Source organism: Carboxydocella sporoproducens DSM 16521 (assembly GCF_900167165.1).
Lineage (GTDB): Bacteria > Bacillota.
Genome location: NZ_FUXM01000021.1, coordinates 11747 through 38602, shown reverse-complemented (window position 1 = coordinate 38602; position 26856 = coordinate 11747). Strand labels below are relative to the sequence as shown.

The window sequence follows — 26856 nt, the reverse complement described above, 5'->3', positions numbered from 1 at the left end:
ACTTTGCTGCTTCTCCAATGGATAATAGTTCCATACTTTTAATGTAGCAAAACAGTTAAATACAATCAATTATAGTCTAGTTTTCTGAAGCTGCTGCATACCTCCCTACCGCTGTAATGCCCCCAACTACTTTATCCCCTGGTTTTACCAGTACTTCGCAACTGGCTGGAAAATAAATCTCTGTACAGGAGCCAAACTTGATCAGACCATAAATTTCCCCTTTTGCCACCTTATCACCGGTTTTAACCCAGCTGACAATGGTACGGGCAATTAGTCCGGAAATCTGCACTACTAGTACCCTGAAATTGTTATTTTCAATGCCGATGAAGTTCTTTTCATTGAGTTTGGCAGCTTCCGGCTTATAAGCTGGCAGCATCTGACCCTTTTCAAAAGCAGTATACGCAATAGTACCGGCAATGGGACAGCGATTGAGATGAACATTGAAAACTGAAAGAAAGATACTGACCCTGATGGCTTTTCCGTTGAGAAAACGCTTTTCATCCACTTCTTCTACAACCATAACTCGTCCATCAGCTGGTGATAAAATCAGCTCCGGATCGGTTGGAATCTGACGTTTGGGGTTGCGAAAGAAAAAAGCAGTGAAAAGAAACAGGGTCAAAGGCACCAGAGCGGCCCAGAAGGACCAGAGAGCAACTAACACTGTGATGATCCCCAAAAAAATCAGGTAGGGAAAAGCTTCCCTGGCAATCGGATACGGTTGTCGCATGTAACATATTACCCCCTGTTTGATTTTATGTTAAATATTGTAGCATTTTTCTTGCTTCCAGCCAAGTTTTTGCCTTTAAACCGATTTCCCGGGGATGGGCCCATTCAACATTTACCTCTGGCAAGCTGTTGAGAAATTCCCGGCCATAGCTTTTGTTTTTTAATCTGGGATCCAGAATTACTACCAGGCCCCAGTCCTCTGCCGTTCTAATGAGACGGCCAAACCCCTGTTTAAACTGAATGATAGCTCTGGGCAAAGATACTCTGGTAAAAGGATTTTTTCCGGCCTGGCGGCATAATTCCATTTTAGCCTGTACCGGAGGATAGGTGGGCACAGCAAAGGGCAGTTTCATAATTACCACCATTCGCAACAGGTCACCGGGGAGATCTACGCCCTCCCAGAAACTCTGGGTGCCAAAGAGAACTGCACCATCAATACTCTTAAACTCCTGAATCAAACGGCCTCGGCTGCCATCCCGGCCATGTAACAGCAATTTTCGCCCCATCTGTAACATAGGCTCTGCGATCAGATCAGCCACTGTATTCAAATGTTTATAAGAAGTGAAAAGGGCCAGTACTCTTTCCTCGGAATGGGATAACAACTGCAGTAACATGGCGGCCTGATATTCAGCCAGCCTGTCTTCTTCCCGCCCGGGATCAGGTCCTTCTGCTACACCCAGGAGCAGGGCCTGATTTCTATAATCAAAGGGACTGGATAAAACAATTTCCTTGTAATCAGAGGCTCTTAACCCGATGCTTTCGGCATAGTAGTGATTCTTTCCTGCTATGGAAAGGGTAGCGGAACAAAAAATCACTGATTTTTTTCGGCTCCAAAGCTGCTCCTGCAATATCGGCCCTACTTCCACAGGGACAGCACAGATATTGCCATCTTCAATCCAGTAAACCCAGTGGGAAAAAGGTTGTTGTAACCAAATTTCCAGAGTTTCAACCAGTTCCTGCCCCTGATTGACTCTTCCTCCCAATTCAGAAAGCAAACTCTCAGCGATAAGCCCCTCTTGATTCCAGGCCCTTGCCTGAGAGACCAGCTTGTTCAAGCTATCCACTAACATTTTCAGCTTCAATAAATAATTGTCTCCTACCACTTCCGGTAATCTTTCCCCGCTGGCAATGAATTCCCAAAACTCCTTTTCCCGGCTCTCCACTTCCTGGCTAAGGCTTTTTACTGGCAGGAGCTCCTCTTTAATTTCCCTTAATGGTAAGCTCTCCAGTACACCCAGAGGCCCCTGTCCACCAAAAGGCCGTCGCCAGAGGCCAGTCCGCCATCTCCTAAAGTCGATTTCACCCAGGCGAAGTCCTAGATGGCGCTGGGCTACTTCTTCCAGATTGTGGGCTTCATCAATGATTAAATAATCATATCCAGGCAAAACTTTGTCTTCCAGTTTCAAATCAGTACAGAGGAGTGAATGGTTTGTAACCAGCAGCTGGGCCTTCTGGGCTGCCAGCCGGTTGGTTTGCACCCAGCAGCATTTCTGCCAGGGACAGGCATTGCCCAGACAAATATCCCTTTCCGCCTTGAGTAAATCCCATTTGCTGCGGTCAGGACCATGTAACCTGAGTTCAGCCTCATCGCCGGTTTTAGTGATATGCAGCCACCAGGCCAGGCGGCCAGCCAAAGTCCAGGTTTCCTGATCCCAGCTCTCACTGCCATCTACCAGTTCCCACCAGCGTCGCCAGCATAAATAATTACTCCGGCCTTTAAGAGGCAATATTTTTAGTCCAGGAAAAATTTGTTGTAGAACTGGCCCATCCTTTTCCAGCAGCTGTTCCTGCAAAGCCAGGGTATTGGTACTGATCACTACTCTGGCTCCTTCTCTAATTGCTATCTTTGCCGCAGGTAATAGATAGGCCAGGGACTTGCCAGTACCGGTTCCTGCCTCTGCCACCAAATGTCGTTCATTGGCTAATGCCGCAAAAATAGCTTCAGCCAGTTCAATTTGCTGGGCTCTACTCTCCCACTGATTAAACACCCTGGCCAGGGGCCCACCTGTTGCAAAAATCTCTGCTATCGTCAACCCGGAATCGGTAACTGCGCTGTCAGCATACTGTAACCGCTGGCCCGCAGTTAACCATTCCATGGTGGGTGGCAGCTGAGCAAATCCGGCTTTTAGAGCTGCTTCAGCTGTCTCTCTGATCAGTTTGCCCAGGGACCAGGCTGGATTGGCCCATTTGGCTACCATGGTAAGCCAGGGTAGTGGTCGCTGTTCCACTTCCGCTTGCATTAAGAGAAAGAGTTGCCCGGCCAATTCCGCATCCCAGCGGGCCCGGTGCCTTTCTCCGGGTTTTAGCCCCAGAAAGCTGGCCACAGCAGCCAGGGAATAAGAAGACAAACCGGGATACAACAGGCGGGCCAATTGACAGGTATCAAAAAAATGGCCCGCATAAATACCGCGGGCACGCAGGAAGCCCAGATCAAACTCTACATTATGGCCAACCACAGGCAATTCCCCAATTTTATCCCGTACCAGATCCGCTATTTCCTCCCAGCACGGTGCCCGCTGCAAATCCTGCGAAGAAATACCGGTTAACCGGGTAATTTCCCTGGGAACAGGATGTTTAGCACAAACCAGAGTCTCCCAGCTCTCCACCAGTTCTCCTTCTTCAAACCGACAGATGCTGATCTCAATGATCTCATCAATCGCCGGTGAAACTCCTGTTGTTTCAATATCAATAGCAACAAAATTCTTAATCCCCAAAGCTTAAGTCCCCTTCCATTTCAAAACGGGTAATTGGCCTTCGGTACAAATATAGCAAGCCTCCGGTTCTATACCCTCAGCCCGTAAAACCGCTGTAACTGTGGCTTCATCCTCTAACCGGCATTTCAACGACAACCCGCAAGAAGCTGTGATAATACGGGGAGTGGGGATGATTAGTGCTGGTAAAGCTCGGGTATCAACAATATGCTCTGCGGCCAATGCCTGCTGGGCTGAGGAAAAAACCAAACAGCAAAAATTCTTTAGCTTTATTAACTCACGTATCATAAATAATCCCTCATTTCTGCCGTTCAGCCAGCAAAAACGGCAACTCCCCCCAAATTACTGGTCAGGAAGTAAAAAATAGCTATAATATGAATCAGGATAAGTCCTGTTATCACCTCATCTCCTCTCCCCTTTTCTCCGAACTGTATCCAGAGTGGGTACAGTTCTTTTTTGTTATATATTTATATATTATTCATCACCGAAAGAAATGCCAATGGCTTTAGCCGCCTGAACCAGGTCATGTTCAGGATTGACCCGCTTTAATACCCCGGTAGCTTCAGCCAGGGAAACAGTTACTATATCGGGAGTGCGCAAGGCTACCATTACCCCGTTCTCCCCTTCCAGCAGGGCTTCTACGGCTGCTGCCCCATAACGGGTACCAAGAATGCGGTCAAATGGAGTAGGACTGCCACCGCGCTGTAAATGGCCAAGCACTGTCACTCTGGTCTCCAGATTAATCCTGCGCTCCAGCTCATCGGCCAGCCGCTGGCCGATCCCTCCCAGGCGAATAGGATCACCGCTATCCTCAATTACTTTCTGCACTACCAGGTTTTCACCCAGTTTGGCTCCTTCTGCTACAACTATAATACTGAATTTCTTGCCCTGCTGGCAGCGTTCCTCGATTTTCTTAACCACATTTTCAATCTGGAACTCTATTTCTGGAATCAAAATTACATCAGCACCACCAGCTACCCCTGACTCCAGAGCGATCCAACCGGCATAACGGCCCATAACCTCCAGAATCATTACCCGGTGATGGGATTCAGCAGTAGTGTGGAGCTTGTCCAGCGCCTCGGTGGCCGTATGTAAAGCAGTATCAAAGCCGAAAGTAATGTCAGTAGCAGATAAATCATTATCTATAGTTTTCGGAACACCTACTACCCTTAAGCCTTTATTATGTAACTCCCTGGCAATAGACAAACTGCCGTCCCCACCAATAACCACCAGAGCATCAATTCCCGCTACCGCCAGATTGTCCAGGATAGTTTGGGACATATCCACATACTTTTTTTCGCCATTTACCAGCACAGGGTATTTAAAGGGGTTGTCCCGGTTGGTAGTGCCCAGTATCGTTCCCCCTTTGGGAAGAATACCGGACACAGCCGCCAGATTCAAAGGGCGAAACTGTTGTCTGATTAACCCCCCAAAACCATCCTCGATACCAACCACTTCCAGACCAGCCCGCAGAGCCGATTTGGTAACTGCCCTGATCACCGCATTTAAACCCGGGCAATCACCCCCACCTGTTAATACTCCGATTCGCTTTAACATAACCAGCCCTCCTTCAACCTGTTCCATTAATAATAGACAATAATTCGCCACATAATTCTTCAAACCTTCTTTTGTCCTGACGATCCAGGGCATCATCTATATAAATCCATAAAACTTCCAGATAAATTTCCGTAGCCAGGTCACGCAAAAGGAATTGGGGCACGGTCAGCACCTCCCTTTCGGGTTCTAATATATTCTATGCTGCCGTGCCTACCACTTGACTGAAAATACCCAGGGTTCCTGTCCCAAAAAATTATTCCCCAAACTAATTTCGACTTGCCGCTGGATAATATCAAGGGGCCCAAGGATAATTTGCCCTTTTACCTCCTGTTCGGGTTGTAACTCGAATTGATAATTGTTTTCGCTATGGTAAAGCTGGTAGATGATATTATTTCCTTGTCTAGCCTGAGGATTAGCCAGAGAGACCAGATGTTTTTGCAAGGAACGATTCTTGACCCTTAAGAATAAACGCGTTTCCTCCTCTGCTATTTCTATCCGCTCCAGCTCTACCTCTATCCCATGTCGCACCAGTATCTGCTTAACATCCAATTTGTATTTAGCTGGTGTCATGGCATTCCATAATTCAATTGGCTCAATTACACTGTTGACTATCAAGGGTATCTTTATTATTTCCCCATTGCGGGGATCAACAGTAGTAGTTGAGCCCAGATTGCCTACCAGTCTGACCAGAGGCAAACTCTCTTCTTTTTGCAGAAGGAGATGGGGATCCCCATTATACTGGACCAGGATTCTGGTAATAGCTCCTTTGCTATCTGAAACAGCCATTTGTAACAAGAGATAATCTTCTGTACGATTAACCAGCTTCTCCAGTCTACCTGTAATCTTAACTTTGCGTCCGGACCATTCTTCAACTTTATTATAAGCCTGATTTATATTTTCATTGGTAATTAAAGTAGTATCCAGACGGCTATCCTGTAATAATTCCCCTGTTGTACTGCTGCCGGATTGGGGGAACTTCCGGTCTATATACATTTGTAAACTGAACATCCAGCCGAAGATTAATGCCGTTAGGGCCACAATGACATAAAATTTCTTTTTATCATCCCGCCAGAAATTTAACCAGCGCTGATTGGCAAACCATTGCTGGGTCAAGCCCTGTCCACTTTCAAGGCGTTCACCCAGAGCAGTTTTTAAATCAGCCAGTAACTCCCGCCCGCTTTGATAGCGCTGCCTGGCTTCTTTGGCCAGGGCTTTGGCCAGCACTTTTTCCAGTTCTGCCGGTGCATCCTCCCGCCAGCGGGTTAACGGCGGGGGTTGCCCGTATAAAATATCCTGTCCTACTTCTCGCAAGTCTTTTCCATAAAAAGGAAAATGTCCGGTTATCAATTGATACAGGATAACTCCGACCGCAAACCAGTCAGAAGATTTATCCCCCCTTTCTCCTCTTACCTGTTCGGGTGCCATATAGAGGGGAGTGCCTATGCTTTTGCTAGGGCCCAGCTCCGCTAGGGCTGCCAGACCAAAATCAGTAACATGCACCAGTCCTTTTTCATCAATGAGAATATTATCCCCTTTGAGGTCTAGATGAATAACCCCTTCTCGATGAGCATAGTCCAGGGCATTACATATTTGTTCCAGAATATCATAGATTTCGCGCCAGCTAAATTGCCTTTGTTCCAGAGCCTCACTCAAGGTCAAACCCTGAACCAGGTCCATGACCAGGTAAAACTCGCCATCCTCTTCGTAATAATCATGGATGCGTACTATATTGGCGTGATTCAAACGGGCAGAAATCCGGGCAATCTGCTTCCACTGTTTATGTTTCTCTCCATCCTGGCCCGCATACAGCCGCTTTACTGCTACTTCCAGATCCAGCTTATTGTCAAAGGCGCGGAAAACCACCCCGGTAGCTCCCCGGCCTATCTCCTCCAGAATCTGATACCGGCTGCGAAAACTTTCTTTGGGCAAATCGTTCAGCACCGGATAAACCCCGGTTTGTTCCCGCTGATCCTGAGGCACCAGGATATCAGCTACCTCATGCATCTCCTCTAAAGTCATATATTCCTTATCAAAGCTCATAATATGGGAAACCAGGTCCTTTAACAACAAAACCCTGACCTTACCAACCCTTCCCCGGGAAGTGTAGTGAATCCCATTAATATTGGAATGTTCATGGGTAAAAACTACAATGGGTTCCATCTTAAAATTTTTTTGGACCTGGTATTGCTGATAGTAATGATGTTTTAAATAGTCCCGAACAACTTTGGTATACTGATTAACCTGAGCGGCAGGATTGCCTATCTTGATATATTCCTTCTTGCCATCATTTAATCGCTCCTGGGTCCAGTTGCCCATCAGGCCGCCGGTGATACGGCCATTCATGTTTTTACTCTCGATGACAAAGATCGCCGCCGGCGTAATCACAATATGGTCAATATCCACCACATTATCATTCATTGCCAGGCGCGGTGAGTTAATCACCAGAAAATATTCCGGAAGCTGTTCCGCCAGCTCTTTGGCTACTTTTTCTTCGCCATCAAGACCATAAAGTCCGGAGATACGGGATACTTCCTTCAATACTGTGGCCACTTTTTCACCTCCTTGTCAACAGACTTTAATAAAAAACCACAGGAAGGTAATCCTGTGGCCAAAAATCCACCAAAATTATTTGCCAATAGCCGTTAAAATATCACTCAATACCTTGTCAATGGGCTGGTCACCGTCGATTTGCCGCAGCAATCCCCTGACTTGATAAAAGTCAATTAATGGTTGAGTTTGAGCCTCGTAAACATCCAGACGATTGGCTACTGTTGCTTCATTATCATCATCCCGTTGATACAGTTCTCCACCACACTTGTCACAAATGCCTGGCCGGGCAGGAGGATTAAATACTACATGATAGCTGGCTCCACAAGCCCGGCAAATTCTACGACCGGTCAGGCGCTCCATCAGTTTCTCCCGGGGCACAGCTATATTAATGACTGCATCGATCTGCATATCCAATTCTTGTAATGTTTTTTCCAGTGCTTCTGCCTGGGCGATAGTCCGTGGAAAACCATCCAGTAAAAAGCCATGAGCACAATCTTCCTTGCTCAGTCTCTCTTTTACCATCCCGACCACTACTTCATCGGGAACCAGTTGACCGGCATCCATATATTCCTTGGCTTTTTTGCCCATTTCAGTGCCTTCCTTAATAGCAGCCCGGAACATATCACCGGTGGAAATGTGAGGTATCTCTAATTTCTTTACTAATACCTCGGCTTGAGTGCCCTTACCAGCACCCGGGGGCCCCATGATCAACAATCTCACCAAAAATCCCTCCCAACAAGCAAAATACTAAAAAAATTATAACACATAGGCCTGTTCTTGCAAAGGCCTGTTCAGGCGAAAACGCAACAACAGAGCCCGCAACATCTTTTTTCATTGCTACCTCCGTTTAACCAATTATTCCTGCGATAATAGGATAAGCATTTTGTAATACCCGCTGCGCATTAGCCAGATTTTTTTCGCGAATTTCCTGCTGCCGGGGAATAGGCTTTACCATGTCTTCCGGGTCCATCATCATTGCCGGTAAAGGTACTGGCGCTCCTCCCTGCCACTGTTCTAGCCAGCTGGCCGGTACAACTGGTAAACACAGCTGGTGACTCAAAGTTGCCCAGAGGAGTGTCCAGGCCCGGGGAACAACCCGCCAGATATCATAACCCCCTCCCCCTAAGGCCAGCCACCTTCCTCCGGAATATTGATGGGCATAGCCGTGAATTAACTCGGCATAGGCTCGTAATAGATGCATGTCCCCATGCAGATGGGTTAATGGATCCAGATAATGGGTATCACAGCCGTGCTGAGAAACAATTACATCCGGTTTAAACGCCTCTAAAAGAGGGGGTAACAGCAGCTGAAAACATTCCAGCATACTGGCAGTATCCGAAAAGGGTTCTAAAGGTAAATTGATACTATAGCCATATCCGGCTCCCTGACCCAGTTCGGTAATTTTCCCTGTACCAGGAAAGAGATATCTTCCCGTTTCATGCAATGAGATGGTTAAAACCTGGGGATTATCATAAAATGCCCATTGCACGCCATCACCATGGTGAGCATCAGTATCGATATAGACGACCCGCCAGCCTGCCTGACAAAATTTCTTGATTGCCAGCACAATATCATTAAAAACGCAAAAGCCGGAAGCCTGTTCCCGGTGGGCATGGTGTAATCCACCCGCATAGTTCAAAACATGCTCAGCGTTGCCGGCAAGAATCAATTCGGCTCCCTGTATCGATGCCCCCACCAGCAAGGCTGCTGCTTGCCCCATCCGGGGAAAAACCGGATTGTCTTCCGTACCCAGTCCCCATGCCTCGGGGCCCAGGGAACATTCCCCTTTTTCCCCCAGACTAAAAACCGCATTGACATAGGCAGGAGAATGGAAGAGTACCAGTTCTTCAAAAGTTGCACCTCGCGCTTCTAGCGCCTTCTCTGGCCATAGCCCCATGGCTTTAATCAGGGTTTCTGTTAATTCCAGCCGCAAAGGATTGAAGGGATGTTCATCACTAAGCTGATACCGCTGAAAATGCCGGCTATGGATTAAAAGACTTCTACCGCCCATAGCCGGTATCCTCCAGTCGCGGCGTTCTGACTATATATCCTGCTTGCTGTAAAGCAGCCATAATTTTGCGGGGATCGATGGTATTGACCCTGATTACCATCAAACGGTATTCCTCATGCCTGCGTTTGGGTAAAGTGACAACACTGACAATATTTACTCCCAGATTTTTGAAAATAATGGCGATGTCAGCCAGTACGCCTGGCCGATCTGGTATTTCCAAAATTAACTGGGAGCCGGGTTCGTGTACACCCAGCAATTCCGTTAATGCCCGCAAAATATCGCTTTGGGTCAAAAGCCCGACCAGGTACTTGCCATCGACCACTGGCAAGGAGCCGATCCTGAATTCATACATAATCCTGGCTGCCTCATCTATGGTATCATCAGGCGCGATAGTAATCACATTTTTGCTCATGATCTGCCCGATCCAAATTTGGCAGGTTTTTTCTTCGCTGTTTTCTTCCCAGAACGCCGGGCTGGCAGAACGCAAATCCCGATCAGAAACAATCCCTACCAGCCGCCCTTCGGAAATTACCGGCAAATGCCTGATGCGCAAATTTTTCATAATTTTCCAGGCTTCCGCCAGGGTAGTTTGAGGGTTAACAGTTACCACTGGTGAACGCATAATTCGGTAGACTTCCATCCTTCTCCCTCCCTGTCTTTATAACATCCAAAGATTCTGATAGAGGCTGCCTTCGAACTGGATGACTCTCTCCGCCGGTACTCGTTTGCCGATCCGTACCCGGAGCATATTGGCAGGATGGCTGGCTATTTCCGGCTCATCGGTATTTCGGAGCTGGAATCCCCCTTTCTCCATCACATGACTCAACATCTTCTTGTAGCCCCATAAATCCAGCCCTGTGCCTTTTAAGTCCCAGTGCCAGTGCAAATGCTGGGAAATCACGATATAATCTTCCCAGAAATCATCACAGAAAGTTTCCTGCAACAGTAAGCCAGCCAGCCCAAAACCCCGCCACTCCGGTGAAATTTCAATAGCCCCCAGTTCCAGGATAAAGCCGGCAAATTCCCCTTTACCCCAGCGCCCCTCCTCTTCAGCAGGATGAAAGGTTACATAGCCTACCAGTGTTTCGTCGGCAATACATCCATATACCCTGCCTTCCGGCATGGCCGCTATTTGCTGCAAAGCCCGGTGCTGTTCATGAGGCCGCCGAAAGGCAGTTAAGCCCGGATCAAACTGCAAACATGCCAGCACATCTTCCGTTAGCGGCCCTCCTACTGCCACTTCTCCCTTATCTGTCTGTACTCTCCGCATCCTTCTTACCTCCTCTTTTTTCTAACGAGTCAGCCAGGCAATGACCGCCACCACCAATGTCATGATCACGATTGCCAGCATGCAACCTCCCTGGCTGGCTCCTGTTTTTAACAAAATCCCCCGGGCTTCAGCTTCTCTGGTGATATAATGATTGAGTTTGAGTGGGCCCAGGACAGCCATGACCTGGCTATCCAGGAAATCCCGGTCACCGCCTTTGGCCAGTACGCTCTCGATTACAGCCTTTTCCCATTCTGCTGCTAGAGCCGTATCCTCCTTCAGGGTTTTCAAGATTAACTCTGCCACGGCTCGTCCCTGCGCTCCATAGACTTTGCGCCTTTCCTCCCAGCTCAATTGCTGTAAAGGTTTAATCCAAACAGGGTCACCGGCGTAAATCCTGTCATGTTCACAAAGCCAGTGCCAGATTTTTTCAGCCATCTTCCTTCTCCCCTATCTCTCCTAAAATCCAGGCAGATTGATAAAGGGAACAAACCAGTGCAGGGCACAGTACTCCTGGGGCTCTTTACCCTGCTCAAAAGCCAGCTCGGCAGTGCGTTCACAGGCTGGTCCTGCCTTTTGCCCTGAATCCAGACAAACTTTTTCCTTAACTATATTACCAGGAACGTTAAATTCCATCTCCCCTCGCAAGGCAGGGGAATTGACAATTTCAGCCCAGAGCGGTGCGGCCATTTTTCCTCCAGTCCCTACCCCTTTTCCTTTGAGATCATATCCCAGCCAAACTACAACGGTATATTTACTATTAAAGCCTGCAAACCAGGCATCACGGTTCTCCTGGGTGGTCCCGGTTTTGCCAGCAACCGCCTGATTCCGTATTATCTGGCTAATGCGGGCCGCTGTGCCCTGTGGTCCTGTAACCCCGCGCATCATGTCCAACAGTTGAAAAGCAAGTTCAGGTCCAAGCGCCTGCCAGCGCCTGGGCTGTCCCTGCCAGAGATTAGTACCAGTACCGGTAACTATCCTGGAAATATACCAGGGTTCTATATATTGCCCTTTACCAGGGAAAACCCGATAAGCCGCCGCCATTTCCCACGGAGTCACCTCACCACTGCCCAGGGCCAGGGATAACACCGGCGGTAGGGGTGAAGTAAAACCAAATTTTTTTGCTTCTTTAACCAGTTGCTCCGGGCCATACTGGGCCAGAATTTTAACAGGAATGATATTATCGGAGACCCAGACAGCTTCCGCCATAGTCAGCTCCCGGCCATGATAACCGGGCCTGCCATAATCCTGGGGCTGATAACCCTTGAAATTAACCGGTTCACATTTATAGAGGCTATTGGCCTGCATCCCTTGCTCCAGCGCCAGAGCATAGAGAAAAGGTTTAAAAGCTGAGCCAGGCTGCCGGCGGGCCAAGACCCGATTATATGAGCTCTGCCACCAGTCCCGGCCACCGGTCAGGGCCCGAACAGCCCCGCTATCATTCTCCAGCACTATCACCGCTACCTGCAGTCCGGGATATTTCTGCAAATATGTTTGTACCCTGTCATTAACCACCTGCTGAATCTCTGCATCCAGAGTCGTCTCGATTTTCAGTCCCCCTGCCAGCAAGGTTTCCTGGTCAACCTGCTTTTCCGCCTGTTGCTTGACCAGGTCCAGAAAGTAAGGAGCCAGGCTGGAAACAGCCCTTTGCTTTTTTCGGATTTGCAATGGTTGTTCCTCGGCCTGACGGGCCTGTTCAGGAGTGATGACTTTCATTTCCACCATTTGCTGCAGAACATAGCGCTGCCGCTTTTTGGTCGCTTCCAGGTTAGCCCAGGGATTTACGCGCGAAGGTGCTTTCAAAGTAGCGGCCAGCAAGGCGCTTTCAGCCAGGTTCAAATCTTTGGCCCTTTTGCCAAAGTAGGTTTGAGCTGCAGCTTCTATACCATAGGCTCCTTCGCCAAAATAAACGCTATTGAGATATAGCTCCAGGATCTCATCTTTGGTATATTGCTGTTCCAGCTGAATAACCCACCAGGCCTCCAGCAGCTTGCGCTTCCATGTTCTTTCCTGGCTCAAAAACAGGTTTTTTACCGTTTGCTGGGAGATGGTACTGCCCCCCTCCACTATCCGGCCAGCCCTCAAATTATGCCAGATAGCCCGGATTATACCAGCTGGATCCAGCCCCTGATGCAGATAAAAATCCCGGTCTTCAGCCGCTATTACTGCTTGCAGCACATAAGGGGATATGTCTTTCAGTTTAACCGGATAACGTTTTTGTTCATAAATTTGTCCGATCACTCTGCCCTTGTGATCAGTAATCAGAGTAGCCGCCGGCAGCTGGGGCTGTGGCAAACGGGGCAACCATTGATTTAAGGGTTTACAACCAGAGAGCAGAAAAAGAAAAAGGATAACCATGACCGCTAAACGCCATTTGCTTCTGGTCATCCGGTTATCCCTCCTTATCACTATTATTTATTCACAATTTCCGCTACAAAGGGCGGTAAGGCAAAGGCAGCCTGATGAACTTCCGGTGTATAATAACGGTTACTAAAGGGCAGGGTTTCAGGCCAGCTTGGTTTCAGTTCCGAATCACTGGCCATAGTAAAAGTCCAGAATCCTCCCACATAGCTAGGAATAGCTGTTAAATAAGGTTTAACATAGGTGAAATTCTCCCGCATAGCCTGCACCGCTCTCTGAAACGCCTGTGGATAAAAGAGGGGCGACTCCGTCTGGGCTACTACTGCTCCTCCAGGCTTTAAAGCCCGTTTGACCAGCTGATAGAACTTGCTGCCAAACAGTGGTTCAGCAGGTCCAATGGGGTCGGAAGAATCAACGATAATCAAATCAAAGGCAGCTTGCTGCTGCTCGACATATTTAATCCCATCCCCAATGGCCAGTTCAACCCGGGGATCGCTCAGGCAGGCAGCCGTTACCGGCAAATACTGCCGACAGGCATTGATTACATCTTCATCAATTTCAGCCAGTACCACCTTTTTAACCCCGGTGTGTTTCAGCACTTCGCGGACTGTACCGCCATCACCGCCACCGATGACCAGTACCGTTTCCACCTGCCGCAAACTGAACATGGGCACATGGGCAATCATTTCATGATAAATATATTCATCTTTTTCAGTGGTCTGAACAATCCCGTCCAGAACCAATGCTCTCCCTAAATCATAAAATTCAACAATTGCCAGATGTTGATAGGGAGTTTGTTTTTGATAAAATATTTCCTTTATTTTCCAACTCACGCTATAGCCCTCTGTATGTTGCTCTCTCAGCCACAGCTCCATTCCCAGTCCTCCTTAAGTAATTATTTGCCACATTTAATTATATCACAGAAGGCAAAAAGAGCAAGTTTAGAGCCCGCCGGTTAAGCGGGCTTGATCTGACCGGTTTCCCGATCCACCACCTGGCAGAATACTTCAACCAGAGCCGGATCAAAACAGGTACCAGCACAATTTTTGATTTCATCCCAGGCTGCTGCCGGTTGTAAGGGCTTTTTATAGGGACGTTCCGATACCATGGCATCATAGGAATCAGCAATAGCTATAATCCTTGCCCCCAGCGGTATTTCTTCACCCTTCAGCCCTTCCGGATAACCGGAGCCATCCCAGCGCTCATGGTGATATAAAACCAGCGGTGTTACCATCTGCAAATAGTCAATGGAAGCCAGAAAATTGGCTCCAAAGGCCGGATGATTACGGATGGAGTAAATTTCATCTTCATTCAAACTTCCCGGTTTATCCAGGATATGTTCTTCCACATTGATTTTGCCGATATCGTGGAGCAGGGCTCCATACTGCAGTCTCTCCAGTTCTTTTTCAGTAAAGCCCAGTTTTCTGGCCATAGCCACCGCATATTTGGTTACCCGCTCCGAATGGCCACAGGTGTTGACATCCTTGGCATCAATGAGAGCAACCAGGGTAGGGATATTTTCGGCCAGAGCGGTACCAGCCTTTTTGATTTTATTCTGTACCTCATCAATGGTGATAGATGAAAGGCACACCCGGTCGCGCCGTAAATGGCGGGCCCGAAACAGGGTCTGGTTGGCCCTGTATAATAAATTGTCCATATCCTCAGCGTCTTTTGGAAAAGTGGCAATCCCCAGGGAGACTGTTATCCTGAGCTTCTCGTCTTCAAAGGGGTAAGAGTGGTTTCGTACGGCAATGCGAATTTTTTCCCCCACATCCAGGGCATCGAAACTATCGGAACCGGGCAATAAAACGATAAACTCATCTTCCCCATATCGCCCTACCTTATCTTTACCTCGAATATTTTCCTGGATCAGTTCCCCCACAGTCTTTAAAATCTGCTGGGTTACCTCCTGACCATAGCCATCAACTATCGGCTGGAAACCATCAATACTAATCCGAATTATCGATAACTGCTCATGCTTTTGTCTGGCTTTTAATATCTCCTCGGCGAGAAACTGCTGAATATACCGATAACTATATACCCCGGTAATATGGTCAATTTTCATAATGGTAGTCAGTTTTTGATAGCTTTCCTGCAGTTTATGACGGCTTTCCATTATTTTACCGACAAACCAGCCAATAAGTGCCCAGATTGAGCCCTGCAAAATCCCCGTTTCCGGTTTGCTTAGTAATAAAGGCAAATCCCCTTCCTGGCTGATTCCCGTCACAATTACCGCCAGCCAGCCGGTTAAGGCGGTTAGCAACCCGAATCTGGCCCCAAACCGAATGGCATAGGTGGTAATCACCAGGTAAAACAGAGGCTGGAAATAGGCATTACCCTGTGAAGACAACATCAAGTAGCCAAACAGCACAATTTCACCAAAGATAATTAGATAACGGCTCCGTTGCAGAAGATTATGATTCCATGTAAAATAAATGAGGAAATTATAGGATATAACTAATAACATAGCCAGAATCAGGTTCCATGAAATTGAACTGGAGCCTATAAAAGCTACATAAGACAAAAAAGCGAATAAAAATACTCCGACCTTAAACTCGATTAATGTCTTGCCAAAGTTTTCATGTGCCACAATTTTTCCCTCCCGGAATGTATTTTTCGACACAATAACTAAATTTCCTCCAAAAAATACAATAAAAAGAGGCATTCTTCTTTAATTCAGGAAGAATGCCTCTTTCTTTTAAACTTCAATTAATTCATACTGCCTTGTGCCAAGGCCAATTTCTTCGCCATACCTTAGTTGTACTGACCAGTCCACTTTGGGATAGAGAGCGCGGAATTTATCCTCTACCTGTTTATCCCCCAGAACAGAAATCCGGTTGACAGGAGCCTGGTTAACCAGATCGACACAGGCTTGATCCAGAGCTACCGGGTCTTTAGAGGCCAGAATGCCCAGATCGGCTACCAGTGGAGCATCGGACCAGCCACAGCAATCACAATCAGGAGAAACGCTGGTAACAAAACTGATAAACCCGCATTTACCAACTTTATCCTTTAGTACTCCGTAGGTGTATTCCACCATTTTTTCCTGCAACATATCCGCTTCTGTCTTCCAGTTAATAGCAATAGCCTGAACCGGACAAACGGTTACACACTCACCACAGCCAATACACCTGGTTTCACTGATAAGAGCAGTCCCCTCCTCCCCGGCAAAGGCGATAGCATCAGCTGGACACCACTTGATACATCGCCCGCATTTAATGCATTTCTCCCGATTAACCCGGGGCAACAGGTCAGAATGCATATTCTGCTTGCCACTTCTGCTCCCCAGACCCATTCCGATATTTTTTATAGTGCCGCCAAAACCGGTAGCCTCATGTCCCTTAAAATGGCTGACAGCAATAAAGGCATCGGCATGTACCGCCGCAGCGCCGATTTTTACTTCCTGAAAGTGTTTGAGGTTAACTGGCACCTTAATATAGTCGTGTCCGGTCAAACCATCAGCAATAATCAGAGGTGCGCCCACTACGGCATAATCAAAGCCGTTTTCAATAGCAGTAATCAAATGGTCAACAGCATTGGCCCGGCTACCCCGGTAGAGGGTATTGGCATCTGTCAAAAACGGTTTCCCTCCGGCCAGTTTAACCTGTTCTACTACCTGCCGGATAAATTGCGGTCTTATGTACGCTGTATTGCCTTTTTCGCCGAAATGGACTTTGATGGCCACCAGATCTCCAGGACTGATGATTTCCTCAAAACCGGCTCTTTTGTACAGACGTACCAGTTTGGCTAACAAACTCTCTCCCCGTTTGGTACGCATTGACGTATAGTAAACCTTTGCTGCCATGTAACCAACCTCCTTCATGTATATTCTACATGAAAAGACCGTTAGAGCCAAGCTCTAACGGGCAAAAACATGATTGCCAATCATCGTAGATGTAGGCAAAGTTTTGATCCAGGTATCTGTGGCAATCTGAGGATTATAGAAATACAACGATCCTTCCGTAGGGTCATAACCGGCAAGCGCTTCCCGTACTGCCTCATAAGATTCCCTGTCAGCCGGCAAATTGATAGCCCCATCCTGGACCGGACTAAACTGGTAGGTTCCCCGGGTTTTTTGCAGAATAACTTCTTTCACGGTATCAGGAAACTGGTCATTTATTACCCGGTTTAAGACAACAGCAGCTACTGCCACTTTTCCCTGGAAAGACTCTCCTCTGGCCTCAGCATGCACCAGCCGGGCCAGCAGATCCATTTCACTTTCACTGATCCTGATTATCCTGCCTTTGTAGTAATAAACCCCGGCTGCCATTCTGCCAGATGCACGGGCCATCATTTTGCTACCCCTTGGTATAATTAATTTTTGTCCCGGGTAAATAATTTTGCTTTTTAAACCATTTGCTCTGATCAAATCCTGAACTGAAACATTATACTGACGCGCAATCCGCAACAGGTATTCTCCCGGACGCACCCGATGAATAGCGGGTACATTTCGGCTTAAGACAATGCTCCTGGAAACAATCGGCACCAGTCTGCCCTGACGAAAATCGACCTCCGCTGCCCGGGCCAGGGGAGCAAGCATAAGCAATCCAATCAGCACCAGGCAACATAATCGATATTTTTTTCCCTTACTCATCGACAAAAAAACCTCCTGTAAACTTTTTTAGTCTACAGGAGTTAAGTCTAACCAAAAACCAGAGTTTTTATACATTTTATTTTACTGCCGCTTCTCCAGCCGCTATTAAATCGTAGTACGCCTGTTCCGAACGGGCTTCTATATAAATCCGCAAGACCGGTTCTGTTCCGGATGGCCGGAATAAAACCCAGGAACCATCATCTAAATAGAGCTTTACCCCTTCCAGTAAAGATTGCTGCAGTACCTGTCTCTGCCCGAAAACCAGAGGCGGTTCATTCCGCAGTTTTTGCATTAACTGGTTTTTCCTATCATTTTCAATATGTAAGTCCAGGCGTCGAAAAGCATAATAACCATATTGTTCCTGCAAGAGTTGCCAGGCCTCCTCCGGCTTTTGTCCAGTGGCCCCTATTATTTGTAAGATCAGCAGATTGGCCAATATCCCATCCTTCTCCGGGATATGACCACCGATACTGAGGCCACCGCTTTCTTCCCCGGCTAATACCACAGGACGCCGTAACATCTCCTGGGCCAGATATTTAAATCCAACAGGGGTTTCAGTAGCCTTCCGTTCATACCTGCCCGCAATTTCATCCAGCAAATGGGTGGTCGCTACAGTACGGACCAGCCCCCCCTCTTTTTGCCCATTTTCCAGTAGATACTGGCTGATAATACTCAAGATCTGATTGGGGGCCAGATATTCACCATTAGATCCGATCACTCCGAAACGGTCTGCATCACCATCATTGGCCAGGCCCACTACCGCCTTTGCCTGAACTACTGTCTGAGTTAGAGTTTGCAGTCTAGAAGCTACCGGTTCCGGTAAACCTCCTCCAAAAAAGGCATCCCTGTAACCGTTGATTTCTATTACTTCTAACCCACAGCTTTGCAATTTTGCAGCCACTTTACCCGCCGCTGCCCCAAACATGGGGTCAAGGACGATCTTCCCTTTAATCCGGCAAATCTGGTTAAAATCAATGATTGTATCTATATGTTCCCAGTATTTGTCCCAGATATCAACGGAATGCACCAGTTCCGGTTTTGGCAGCTGATGATTTACACCACCGGCTATTACCTTGCCAATTTTTTCTTCCAGTTGAGCGGTAATCTCCGGACTGGCTGGCCCCGCATATTCCGGAATAAATTTAATCCCGTTATACTGGGGCGGGTTATGGCTGGCAGTCAACATAATTGCTCCGGCAGTATTCAAAGCCCGAATGGCATAAGCTGTAACCGGTGTCGGAGTGGGCCCCTGCAACCGGTAGACAGGAATGCCATTAGCCGTTAACACCGCCTGCACCTGATCAGCAAACTGTTCCGCCAGGAAACGGGTATCATGGCCTAATACTATCCCTTTCTGTGCTTTTTCCGTTTCCAGCAGATAGTCAGCAATACCCTGGGCGACAATGGCCACATTGGCAAAAGTAAAATCAGCAGCCATAATAGCCCGCCAGCCATCAGTCCCAAAACGAATGCTCATTTACATCCCTCCCAAACAATTCCTCTCCTAATTTATCTCTTTTTCCTCTCCTTTATGCGCCTGATTTGATACCTGATATCAAGATCCACCGCCAGCTTGACACCCTTACACATTTGCACTAGCCGGGAAGTAGTCCTTTCACCGATATATTTATCCAGTTCCGGCAAAGTAAAATTGGTAGTAACCACTGTCGGTAAATGATTGAGAAGGCGGTAATTAATAATAGAATATAGTTTATTCCGTACCCATTCGGAATAGTTATGGGCCCCCAGGTCATCCAAAATGAGAATCTCAGCTTGCTTGGCCTGAATCATGATTTTGCTTTCCCCGTTCTCATCATCATAGAAAGTGGCTTTAATATCATCCAGCAGCTCCGGCACAATTAGAAATACTACATTTTTGCCGTGCCTGATTAAGTCCCTGGCAATACAGGCTGCCAGCAGAGTTTTGCCACTTCCCACGGGACCATATATCACCAGGCCATCGCCAGCGCATCCCTGGACAACCTGGTTAACAAAATCGCGGGCACTACTAAGAGCCTGTTCAGCCAGCTGGCGATAGGCCAGTTTGCTACCAGGCTCAATCTTATCACTGCGATAAAAACTCAGGTCAAAATTTTCCCAGTCCGCTTCCGCTAAAAAGCGAAACAGGTGGTCCTGACGTTCTTTCTGGAAACCAGTACAATCACAGACCTTTCCAGTTGAATCATCCAGTAAAATGATGCCCCTATCCTGACAGAGTTCACATTTATACTTTATTTCTTTCGGTTGCTTGTTTTTATTAATATAGGCACCCAGTTCCCTTATCCTTTTCTGCAAAATCGAGCCCACAGGTTCCATTCCCGTCCCTCCTTAGGTCCAGACCTGTTCATATTTGCTATCTGGAGCCGGTTCAACCGGTTTTTCTTTGCGGATACGTTCTTTACCTCCCAGTTTTTGTCTGGCGATTTGTTCTTCAAACGCCTTGACTTTAGCCAGGCTATCCAGGCCGCGATTGCGCCAGTCAAGCAGGATTTTATCAATATATTTCAGGTTGCGAACCCCGCGTAAAATCCCGCGTTTTAATGCCTCTACCACCAGATCCTGTTCGTAGCCCTCGGTTATTACCCAGTTGGCAATCTGATCCATTTCCATGGCCGAAAGGGGTCTACCAAATTCCTGTTCAAATAAACGTCCTAAGGCTACCAGATCCTGTTTCTGATCCTCCAGCAGTTTTTGCTTAATCGCTGCCAGTTCCTGTTTTCTTTCAATGGCCCAAATACTAACCAGGGCCTGATAAAGCGGCTCTAGAGAATATTCTTCTTCCAGTGCCTGCCTGGCAACAATAAATTTGGGTTTAATGCTCAGCAACTTTTTTTCGATCAACGTGGCCAGCGTCTGCTGAACGGTAGTCTCCGATAGCCCCGAAAGCTCAGACAGCTCCTGGGATGTCGGAAAAAAATTTTGCTGCTGTCGAAAATAAAGCAGCAAAGTAATTACCAGAAATTGCTCGGGAGTTATATCCAGTGGTCCTAAGCCTTTCAATAAAAGGGCAGGAATACTGATGTTGCCATTGCCAGTCAACTCCGCTGCAAAACTGGCGGTAATATTGATGTCCATTTACCCTCACCCTACCATAAAACTTTCGTTATAAATGTGGTTTTTTGCAGACCTAAATCAAGTTGATAGCTGGCCGCCAGCTTTTGTTTGTTTTTGTCATAACAAACCTTAATAATGGGGCGAGTGGCCACATTCTTCTCTACATTAACCACAATTCCAATTTCCCCACTGCTCAACTGCACTACCGTCCCCAGAGGATATACCGGAATAAACTGGATAAAAGCCTTTACTGCCCGGGCATCAAAATAAAGATTTCCGCCACCGTACAAAAATTCAATAGCTTCATGGGGTAAACAACGCATCTTACCCCCTAAAGGACCGGTATAGGTATCAAAAACATCGGCAACCATTATAATTCGAGAAAATAAGTCAATTTTTTCTCCTTTTAGATGCTGAGGATAACCGCTGCCATCCCAGCGTTCATGATGGTACAAAGCCACCCTGGCAATCGCTGGCGAAAACCCTTCTTCTCTAAGAATTTTATAGCCAATATTGGTATGCTCTGCACAGACTGGATGTGCATGTAAGGGATTTTCCAGATCTTGTTGTAACAGTTCCGGCTCCATCCTGGTGCGCCCAATATCATGAAGCAAGGCCGCTGTAACCATTTCTTCCATCATTTCAGGGGTCAGATGCATCCCTACCCCTACCAGGGCGGAAAAAACCGCCACATTGATGGAATGCTGTAAAGTAAAATCATCGATGGCTCTTAAATCAAGATAAAACTTACTGACTTTTTCATTCTTGATGACTTTTTCCAGGTAATAGCGCGCATTTTGATAGATCCCTTCTATATTTTCCCGCTCTTGATAAAGTCGTACCGGTATATATTTATCCAGCACCCCTTGTGCCATCTGTAAAACTTTATCAACCAGGACTTCTCCTGCTTCTGTGATCAATGTGCCCGGGGAGCAAATAGCCACCTGGGAGAGCGCCATATTCTGAAGCCGATTAATCAAACTTTCAGTTAATACCGTACCTTCAGCTACCAGAATCATACCATTGTCTCCTAGTATGCTTTCAGCCATGATCATTCCAGGCTGCAAGTCTCTGACTGCAATTTTTTCCATCGCTACGCTCCCCCTCTCCAACCTACTAAAACTAATTCGTCACCACTTGAATAAATTCCTGCCACTTTTCCCGCAAATTAAAAGACGAAGCACACAGGCTTCGTCTAACCAGCAATCTTGATGGCTGTAATCAGTTCTTTTTCAATAATTTCCACATCTAACAGGCACCGTTTGGTGATTTCCGGATCTTCTATGGTTTTTAGGATATCTTTGGTTTCATCCAGATAGTATTGTAAAATGCGCACCAGCAGATTGATCAGAGCAGCATCTTCACATTCAACCGCAAACCGTTCCCCTTCCACCGGGTTTTTCACGGCTGGATTTATAACTTCTTTGATTATTTTCTGCTCAGCCAGAATTTTTGCGATTTCTTCCTGATCATGAGTGGAATTAAGAATTTTATCGGAGTGCTGCAAGTAATGCCAGACGGCACTGGCCAGAATATACGGCAAATGTTCGCCACTCTTGCTGAAAATAATCCGCATGTTGTTTCCTCCTTATTCGCCCAAGTTAGGTACAGCAACCCCCTTTGTTTAGCTATATTATAAAAGATTACCCTGGAAAAAGCAAGGGACCCTCACCCTTTATCTTGTAGCCTGGTCAGTTAGCAACTGCCCTACAACCGCCCTGGCCTGTGCAATGCTGTCACTGATACTTTTCGGTCCCTGACAGGTGCCACAGACATAAATCCCTTTTTTCGAGCTCTGGTAATTTCCTGGCTCCAGATTGGCCAGAAAACCAAACCGGTTCTGTTCAATCCCCAGGGTTTGGGCCAGTTCAGTCAGCTCATTTTCAGGAGTAATAGCAGTAGATAATACCAGCAAATCAAATTGCTCGCTTTCTACTCTTCCGGACAGGGAATCAGTATAACGTACTGTCACCTTTTCATAAGGGAAGGAAAATACTTTAGCAGGAATGCCCCGGACCAGTTTAATCTGAGCTACTTCCTCAATTTCCTTCAGGTACTTGTCAAAACTGCGGCCAAAAGTTTGAATATCCATGTAAAAAACTGCGATCTCAGAATCTGGAAGCTCATGCTTGATCTTGCGGGCCAAACGCAGAGCATACATGCAGCAAACCTGAGAACAATATTCATTGCCTAAAGCCAGATCCCTGCTGCCTACGCATTGAACAAACCCGATTTTCTGCACTCCGGGATAGGCTTTGACAAACTTCCCTTCCCTGGCCAGAGCCTGTTCCAGCTCCAGAGCGGAAATCACACCCCGCTGCCAGCCTAAGCCCAGCTCACCCCGCTTTTCGGGAGCCAGAGGAGAGAATCCGGCTGCTACGATAATTCCGGCTACCTGGATTTCCACTTCCCCGGCCGGAGTCTTGAGTTGCACCTGGTAGTTGCCAGGTTGCCCCCCGCAGCGGCTGACACGGCTATGCAGATAGACCTTAATTCCTTCTTCAGCCTCCACTGCTGCTCTGACCTGCAAGACCAGACAGGCAGAACATTTAGCACAGTTGTTTGTCGCTTTGCAGGCATAGGTGGCCGCCTTACCGCCCAGGACCCCATCCTTTTCTACCAGATGAACGGTAAAACCATTTTTAGCTGCCGCCTGGGCAGCTGTCAGACCGGCAATACCGCTTCCTATCACCAGCAAGTTATTGTTACTCACTTTACTCCCTCCTTGCCGGCTCTAAATAGTCGGGCGCGGCAAAAGTCCTGCCCTCTCCACAATGGTCGGAATAATCTCTTCCCAGGCGACCGCCATAATGTGTACCCCGGCAATTCCCTTCATATTGCGTAAATACTTAATCTGCTCAACCACCAGATTAACAGCTTCTTCCTTTACATCCTCCGCCTTTTCCAGGCGCTGACAGATTTCCTCCGAAACCATCATCCCTGCCACATTTTTCTGCATATATCTGGCCGCCTTGGCAGACTTAATCGGCATTACGCCGGCCAGAATATAGGCCCTTTCATGTAATCCCCGTTCGCGTACCAGCTCCATCCAGCGCTCAAACCGTTCCATATCCAGAATACACTGGGTTTGGACAAAATCGGCACCGGCATTGATTTTTTTCTCCAGACGGGTTACCCGAAATTCAAAGGGGTCAGCAAAGGGGTTAGCTGCACAGCCAAGGAAGAACTTGGGAGGCTCGCTTTTCATCTGTTCCCCGCACTGGAAATAGCCTTTACGCATTCCATCCAGAGTCTGTAAAAGCTGAATGGAATCCAGATCCCAGACGTTCTTGGCCATGGGGTGATTACCAAAACGCTGATGGTCACCGGACAGACAAAGAATATTCTTTATCCCTAGAGCTGCCGCCCCCAGGGCGTCTGACTGCAATCCGATGCGGTTTCGATCCCGGCAGGTCATCTGGATAATGGGCTCAATTCCCATATCAACCAGGATTTTGCCGGCAGCTATAGAAGACATCCGTACGATCGCCGTCTGGTTATCTGTTAAATTGAAAGCATCAGCGGCATTGCGTAAGTGCTCTCCGTGTTTTTTGATTACATTGGCATCACAGCTTTTCGGTGGCCCAATCTCACCGGAAACCACAAACTCGCCCCTGCGTAACAGTTGTTCCAGTTTACTCCCCGCTTTCAAGGTACAGTTCCTCCCTTACCAGTTTTCTCGGCCCTCCGTCCCGGGCTGTAGTCCAGTCTTTCGGTGGCTGAATTTCCAGCAAGCGCTCCACCAGACCCAGGCGCTGTAAACGGTCATGGATAAGCTGCCAGCCACAATCAATATCTTTGGAGATTTCGCATTTACCGTTTTGTGAACCGCCACAGGGACCATTGAGCAGGTTTTTGGAACAACGGGCGATAGGACAAACTCCTCCGGTAATGCTGAGTACGCAATTGCCACAACCCAGACATCTTTCCGCCCATTCCCCTACTTTGAGGTTAATGCCCATAAACTTGGTATTCAGGGCCGGATGCACCCTTACCGCCGGGAATCGTTCTGCAACCCCCTGCACCCCTACACCACAGGCAGTGGAAAGGATAGCCTCAACTTCCGGTACCATTTCCCTGACCTGGTCTATAAATTCATAATCGCATTGTCTTTCTACCGTAGCCTCTAAAACTTCTAAAGGTTGCCCGTTTTCCTGCCGGGCCAGGCGTAGCTGTTCTGCCAGTATACCTACTTCCTTTTCACCACCGGCCAGGCAGACAGTCACACAGCCCCGGCAACCCAGTAATAAAATCTTTTTATAATTGGAGACAGACTGTAAGATCTCTTCCAATGGTTTACGATCAGCTACTATCATTTATTTACCACCTTCCCCGGCTTATCCCCTAAGGCTGCCAAACGTTGAGCAAAAGCCAGTATTTCTTCCGCAAGTTGAGGGCCCATATTAGCTGCCAGATTGACAAAAGCCATTCTTTCCGCATTTACGCCCATAGAGGCCAGCATCTTGGCCACTCCCTGCCAGCGCTGTTCTGCCCGGTTATTACCCCGAAGGAACTTGCAGTTCTCTTTCTGGCAGGCCAGCACCATTACCCCATCAGCTGCTGCCAGGCTCTTATAGAGGTAAAGCACATCCAGCCTCCCTGAACAGGGTAGTTTGATAGCTTTGACCTTCAGTTGGGAGGACAAATTGGGTCGGGCCGACTGATAGGCCAGCCAACCGGAATTTTCACAGCAAAATGCAATTATCCTGGCCATCAGTTTACCGCCTCCTTTAACTGTCCCAGAATTTCCTGGTCCTCATAGCCTGGCATGGTAATGGCCTTACCTGGACATTCAGCCGCACAGATTCCACACCTTCTGCAGGCAATAGGATTCATATAAGCCACCGAACCATACAGGTTGTTATAGCTGGCATAATCATGTTTAATTTCAATGGCACCATGCGGGCAACAGCGATAACAGGTTAGGCAAACAACACACTTTGCCGCCTCTACTCTGGGATAGTTTGCTATTACTTCCACTTCAGCAGCAGGCAGCTTTTGCTGAATTTCCCCCGCAACCAGAGCCGCATCCATCAAAATCGCCTGGTAAGTGCTGGGAGCATGGGTATTTCCAACTACATATATACCTTCCCGGGAAGTGAACTGTGGACCAATATGAACATTATCTTCACCCCGGAAATCATAGGCATCCAGCCTAATACGGAAAATCTGTCCTAAAACCCTGGCATCCTCGTTGGGCACAATCTCTTCCGGAATAATCAGCCAGTCAGCCGCCACCTTGAAGCTATTCCCTGTAGTCTGCAGGAAGGGATCCTGATAGGCTACCTCGATCTTATCCCCCTGCTTAATAATTTGCACATCCTTTTCATAACGGTAAAAATTTACTCCCGCTGCCCTGGCCCGGCCAAATAACTCTTCCAGTCCTTCCTGGGCCACCTTCATGTTTTTGGTAAATACATGCACATCTTTGTGATAGGTCTCCCGCAAAAGAAGGGCATTTTTCAAGGTGGAAATATAGGGCATATAGAAATTTTCCGTAGTTTTGCCCAGGATGAAAACATATGTCTGCCCATTGACCTCTGTCTGTTTTATGGCCTTTTCCAGGCCCAGCAGCCCTAAAACCCGGTCATTCATTCCCAAACCACCATATTTGGCCGGGCAGAGTACCGTCTGGAGGCCAATGGCAATTACAACAGCCCCGGCATTAATGGCCTGCTGACCCTGCGGCCCGGAAATCAGTACCCGGAAGTTTCCTGCTACACCAAAACAGTCAACTACCTGGCTCTGCAGGAAAACAGTCACATCACTATCATCAAGTAATTGTTTTTTTAATTTTTCAACAATTTCAGCTGGTTTTTCCCTGGTTTCTACCAGTGAAGCCAGTTCGGCAAAAACCCCTCCCAGCTGATCGCTTTTTTCCACTAAAAATACCCGGTGGCCAAGGCGTCTAAGCGCAGCAGCAGTTTCCATGCCGGAAATGCCCCCGCCAATGATTACCACATCCTGATTAACCGCAATCTTTTCCCTCATCCCTCCGACACACCTCAATTCCTTCTAACCTCAA

27 protein-coding genes are annotated in these 26856 nt (G+C 47.5%); 1 reads left to right on the top strand and 26 read right to left on the bottom strand.

Annotated elements, in window-relative coordinates; genetic code table 11:
• Positions 1 to 76 precede the first annotated feature (76 nt).
• The 3 genes from B5D20_RS08640 to B5D20_RS14300 are packed head-to-tail and all read right to left on the bottom strand — an operon-like array spanning position 77 to position 3659.
• On the bottom strand, positions 77 to 727 hold the full coding sequence (locus B5D20_RS08640) for a phosphatidylserine decarboxylase family protein (RefSeq protein WP_078665836.1): 651 nt from the start codon (positions 725 to 727) through the stop codon (positions 77 to 79).
• A gap of 25 nt (positions 728 to 752) precedes the next feature.
• Positions 753 to 3440: a helicase C-terminal domain-containing protein gene (locus B5D20_RS08635; protein ID WP_078665835.1), complete on the bottom strand. Its 2688-nt coding sequence runs from the start codon at positions 3438 to 3440 to the stop codon at positions 753 to 755.
• 3 nt (positions 3441 to 3443) lie between these two features.
• A complete protein-coding gene (locus B5D20_RS14300) occupies positions 3444 to 3659 on the bottom strand; it encodes a putative Se/S carrier protein (protein WP_375804201.1) in 216 nt (71 codons plus the stop codon).
• Here B5D20_RS14300 and B5D20_RS14110 point away from each other — a divergent pair.
• A complete protein-coding gene (locus tag B5D20_RS14110) occupies positions 3610 to 3804 on the top strand; it encodes a hypothetical protein (protein WP_242946649.1) in 195 nt (64 codons plus the stop codon). The genes B5D20_RS14300 and B5D20_RS14110 overlap by 50 nt on opposite strands.
• 107 nt (positions 3805 to 3911) lie before the next feature.
• Here B5D20_RS14110 and B5D20_RS08625 read toward each other — a convergent pair whose 3' ends face one another.
• From B5D20_RS08625 to B5D20_RS08515, 23 genes are all read right to left on the bottom strand, one after another.
• On the bottom strand, positions 3912 to 5021 hold the full coding sequence (locus B5D20_RS08625) for a 6-phosphofructokinase (protein ID WP_078665833.1): 1110 nt from the start codon (positions 5019 to 5021) through the stop codon (positions 3912 to 3914).
• Entirely contained in the window at positions 5008 to 5157 is a 150-nt protein-coding gene (locus B5D20_RS08620; RefSeq protein ID WP_159071891.1) for an IDEAL domain-containing protein, read from the bottom strand. Before B5D20_RS08620 ends, B5D20_RS08625 begins: the two co-directional genes overlap by 14 nt.
• A 47-nt stretch (positions 5158 to 5204) precedes the next feature.
• Positions 5205 to 7544, bottom strand: coding sequence for a protein kinase domain-containing protein (locus B5D20_RS08615; RefSeq protein ID WP_078665831.1), 2340 nt, complete (start codon positions 7542 to 7544; stop codon positions 5205 to 5207).
• A 75-nt stretch (positions 7545 to 7619) separates the two neighbouring features.
• Positions 7620 to 8264 carry an adenylate kinase gene (locus tag B5D20_RS08610; RefSeq protein ID WP_078665830.1) on the bottom strand — a complete coding sequence of 215 codons (645 nt, stop codon included), beginning with the start codon at positions 8262 to 8264 and terminating at the stop codon, positions 7620 to 7622.
• Positions 8265 to 8391: 127 nt separating this feature from the next.
• Positions 8392 to 9555 carry an acetoin utilization protein AcuC gene (locus tag B5D20_RS08605; RefSeq protein ID WP_078665829.1) on the bottom strand — a complete coding sequence of 388 codons (1164 nt, stop codon included), beginning with the start codon at positions 9553 to 9555 and terminating at the stop codon, positions 8392 to 8394.
• Positions 9545 to 10195 (bottom strand): CBS and ACT domain-containing protein, encoded by a 651-nt coding sequence (locus tag B5D20_RS08600; protein WP_078665828.1) that lies wholly within the window; start codon positions 10193 to 10195, stop codon positions 9545 to 9547. Before B5D20_RS08600 ends, B5D20_RS08605 begins: the two co-directional genes overlap by 11 nt.
• An 18-nt stretch (positions 10196 to 10213) precedes the next feature.
• The gene (locus B5D20_RS08595) at positions 10214 to 10825 is read right to left on the bottom strand and encodes a GNAT family N-acetyltransferase (protein WP_078665827.1); all 612 of its coding nucleotides are present in this window, start codon (positions 10823 to 10825) and stop codon (positions 10214 to 10216) included.
• A gap of 21 nt (positions 10826 to 10846) precedes the next feature.
• On the bottom strand, positions 10847 to 11260 hold the full coding sequence (locus B5D20_RS08590) for a hypothetical protein (RefSeq protein ID WP_078665826.1): 414 nt from the start codon (positions 11258 to 11260) through the stop codon (positions 10847 to 10849).
• A 21-nt stretch (positions 11261 to 11281) separates the two neighbouring features.
• On the bottom strand, positions 11282 to 13210 hold the full coding sequence (locus B5D20_RS08585) for a transglycosylase domain-containing protein (protein WP_078665825.1): 1929 nt from the start codon (positions 13208 to 13210) through the stop codon (positions 11282 to 11284).
• A 23-nt stretch (positions 13211 to 13233) separates the two neighbouring features.
• The gene (gene speE, locus B5D20_RS08580) at positions 13234 to 14058 is read right to left on the bottom strand and encodes a polyamine aminopropyltransferase (protein ID WP_078665824.1); all 825 of its coding nucleotides are present in this window, start codon (positions 14056 to 14058) and stop codon (positions 13234 to 13236) included.
• An 80-nt stretch (positions 14059 to 14138) separates the two neighbouring features.
• Positions 14139 to 15773: a bifunctional diguanylate cyclase/phosphohydrolase gene (locus B5D20_RS08575; protein ID WP_159071892.1), complete on the bottom strand. Its 1635-nt coding sequence runs from the start codon at positions 15771 to 15773 to the stop codon at positions 14139 to 14141.
• 108 nt (positions 15774 to 15881) lie between these two features.
• Positions 15882 to 16988: a DUF362 domain-containing protein gene (locus B5D20_RS08570; protein WP_078665822.1), complete on the bottom strand. Its 1107-nt coding sequence runs from the start codon at positions 16986 to 16988 to the stop codon at positions 15882 to 15884.
• A gap of 54 nt (positions 16989 to 17042) precedes the next feature.
• Positions 17043 to 17777 (bottom strand): cell wall hydrolase, encoded by a 735-nt coding sequence (locus tag B5D20_RS08565; RefSeq protein ID WP_107753524.1) that lies wholly within the window; start codon positions 17775 to 17777, stop codon positions 17043 to 17045.
• A 76-nt stretch (positions 17778 to 17853) separates the two neighbouring features.
• Positions 17854 to 19254 carry a phosphoglucomutase/phosphomannomutase family protein gene (locus B5D20_RS08560; protein WP_242952060.1) on the bottom strand — a complete coding sequence of 467 codons (1401 nt, stop codon included), beginning with the start codon at positions 19252 to 19254 and terminating at the stop codon, positions 17854 to 17856.
• Positions 19255 to 19286: 32 nt separating this feature from the next.
• Positions 19287 to 20093 carry an ATP-binding protein gene (locus B5D20_RS08555; protein ID WP_078665821.1) on the bottom strand — a complete coding sequence of 269 codons (807 nt, stop codon included), beginning with the start codon at positions 20091 to 20093 and terminating at the stop codon, positions 19287 to 19289.
• 12 nt (positions 20094 to 20105) lie between these two features.
• Positions 20106 to 20852, bottom strand: a complete 747-nt coding sequence (locus tag B5D20_RS08550) for a DnaD domain protein (protein WP_078665820.1) — start codon at positions 20850 to 20852, stop codon at positions 20106 to 20108.
• Positions 20853 to 20863: 11 nt separating this feature from the next.
• The gene (locus B5D20_RS08545; RefSeq protein WP_078665819.1) at positions 20864 to 21922 is read right to left on the bottom strand and encodes an HD-GYP domain-containing protein; all 1059 of its coding nucleotides are present in this window, start codon (positions 21920 to 21922) and stop codon (positions 20864 to 20866) included.
• A gap of 104 nt (positions 21923 to 22026) precedes the next feature.
• On the bottom strand, positions 22027 to 22407 hold the full coding sequence (locus B5D20_RS08540; RefSeq protein ID WP_078665818.1) for a hypothetical protein: 381 nt from the start codon (positions 22405 to 22407) through the stop codon (positions 22027 to 22029).
• Between the two features lie 99 nt (positions 22408 to 22506).
• Positions 22507 to 23544, bottom strand: coding sequence for an FAD-dependent oxidoreductase (locus B5D20_RS08535; RefSeq protein WP_078665817.1), 1038 nt, complete (start codon positions 23542 to 23544; stop codon positions 22507 to 22509).
• A gap of 21 nt (positions 23545 to 23565) precedes the next feature.
• On the bottom strand, positions 23566 to 24483 hold the full coding sequence (locus tag B5D20_RS08530) for a methylenetetrahydrofolate reductase (RefSeq protein WP_078665816.1): 918 nt from the start codon (positions 24481 to 24483) through the stop codon (positions 23566 to 23568).
• Positions 24467 to 25147: a methylenetetrahydrofolate reductase C-terminal domain-containing protein gene (locus B5D20_RS08525; protein WP_078665815.1), complete on the bottom strand. Its 681-nt coding sequence runs from the start codon at positions 25145 to 25147 to the stop codon at positions 24467 to 24469. The genes B5D20_RS08530 and B5D20_RS08525 overlap by 17 nt, the downstream gene beginning before the upstream one ends.
• Entirely contained in the window at positions 25144 to 25545 is a 402-nt protein-coding gene (locus B5D20_RS08520) for a hydrogenase iron-sulfur subunit (RefSeq protein WP_078665814.1), read from the bottom strand. The genes B5D20_RS08525 and B5D20_RS08520 overlap by 4 nt, the downstream gene beginning before the upstream one ends.
• Positions 25545 to 26822, bottom strand: a complete 1278-nt coding sequence (locus B5D20_RS08515) for an FAD-dependent oxidoreductase (RefSeq protein ID WP_078665813.1) — start codon at positions 26820 to 26822, stop codon at positions 25545 to 25547. The genes B5D20_RS08520 and B5D20_RS08515 overlap by 1 nt, the downstream gene beginning before the upstream one ends.
• Between the last annotated feature and the right edge of the window lie 34 nt (positions 26823 to 26856).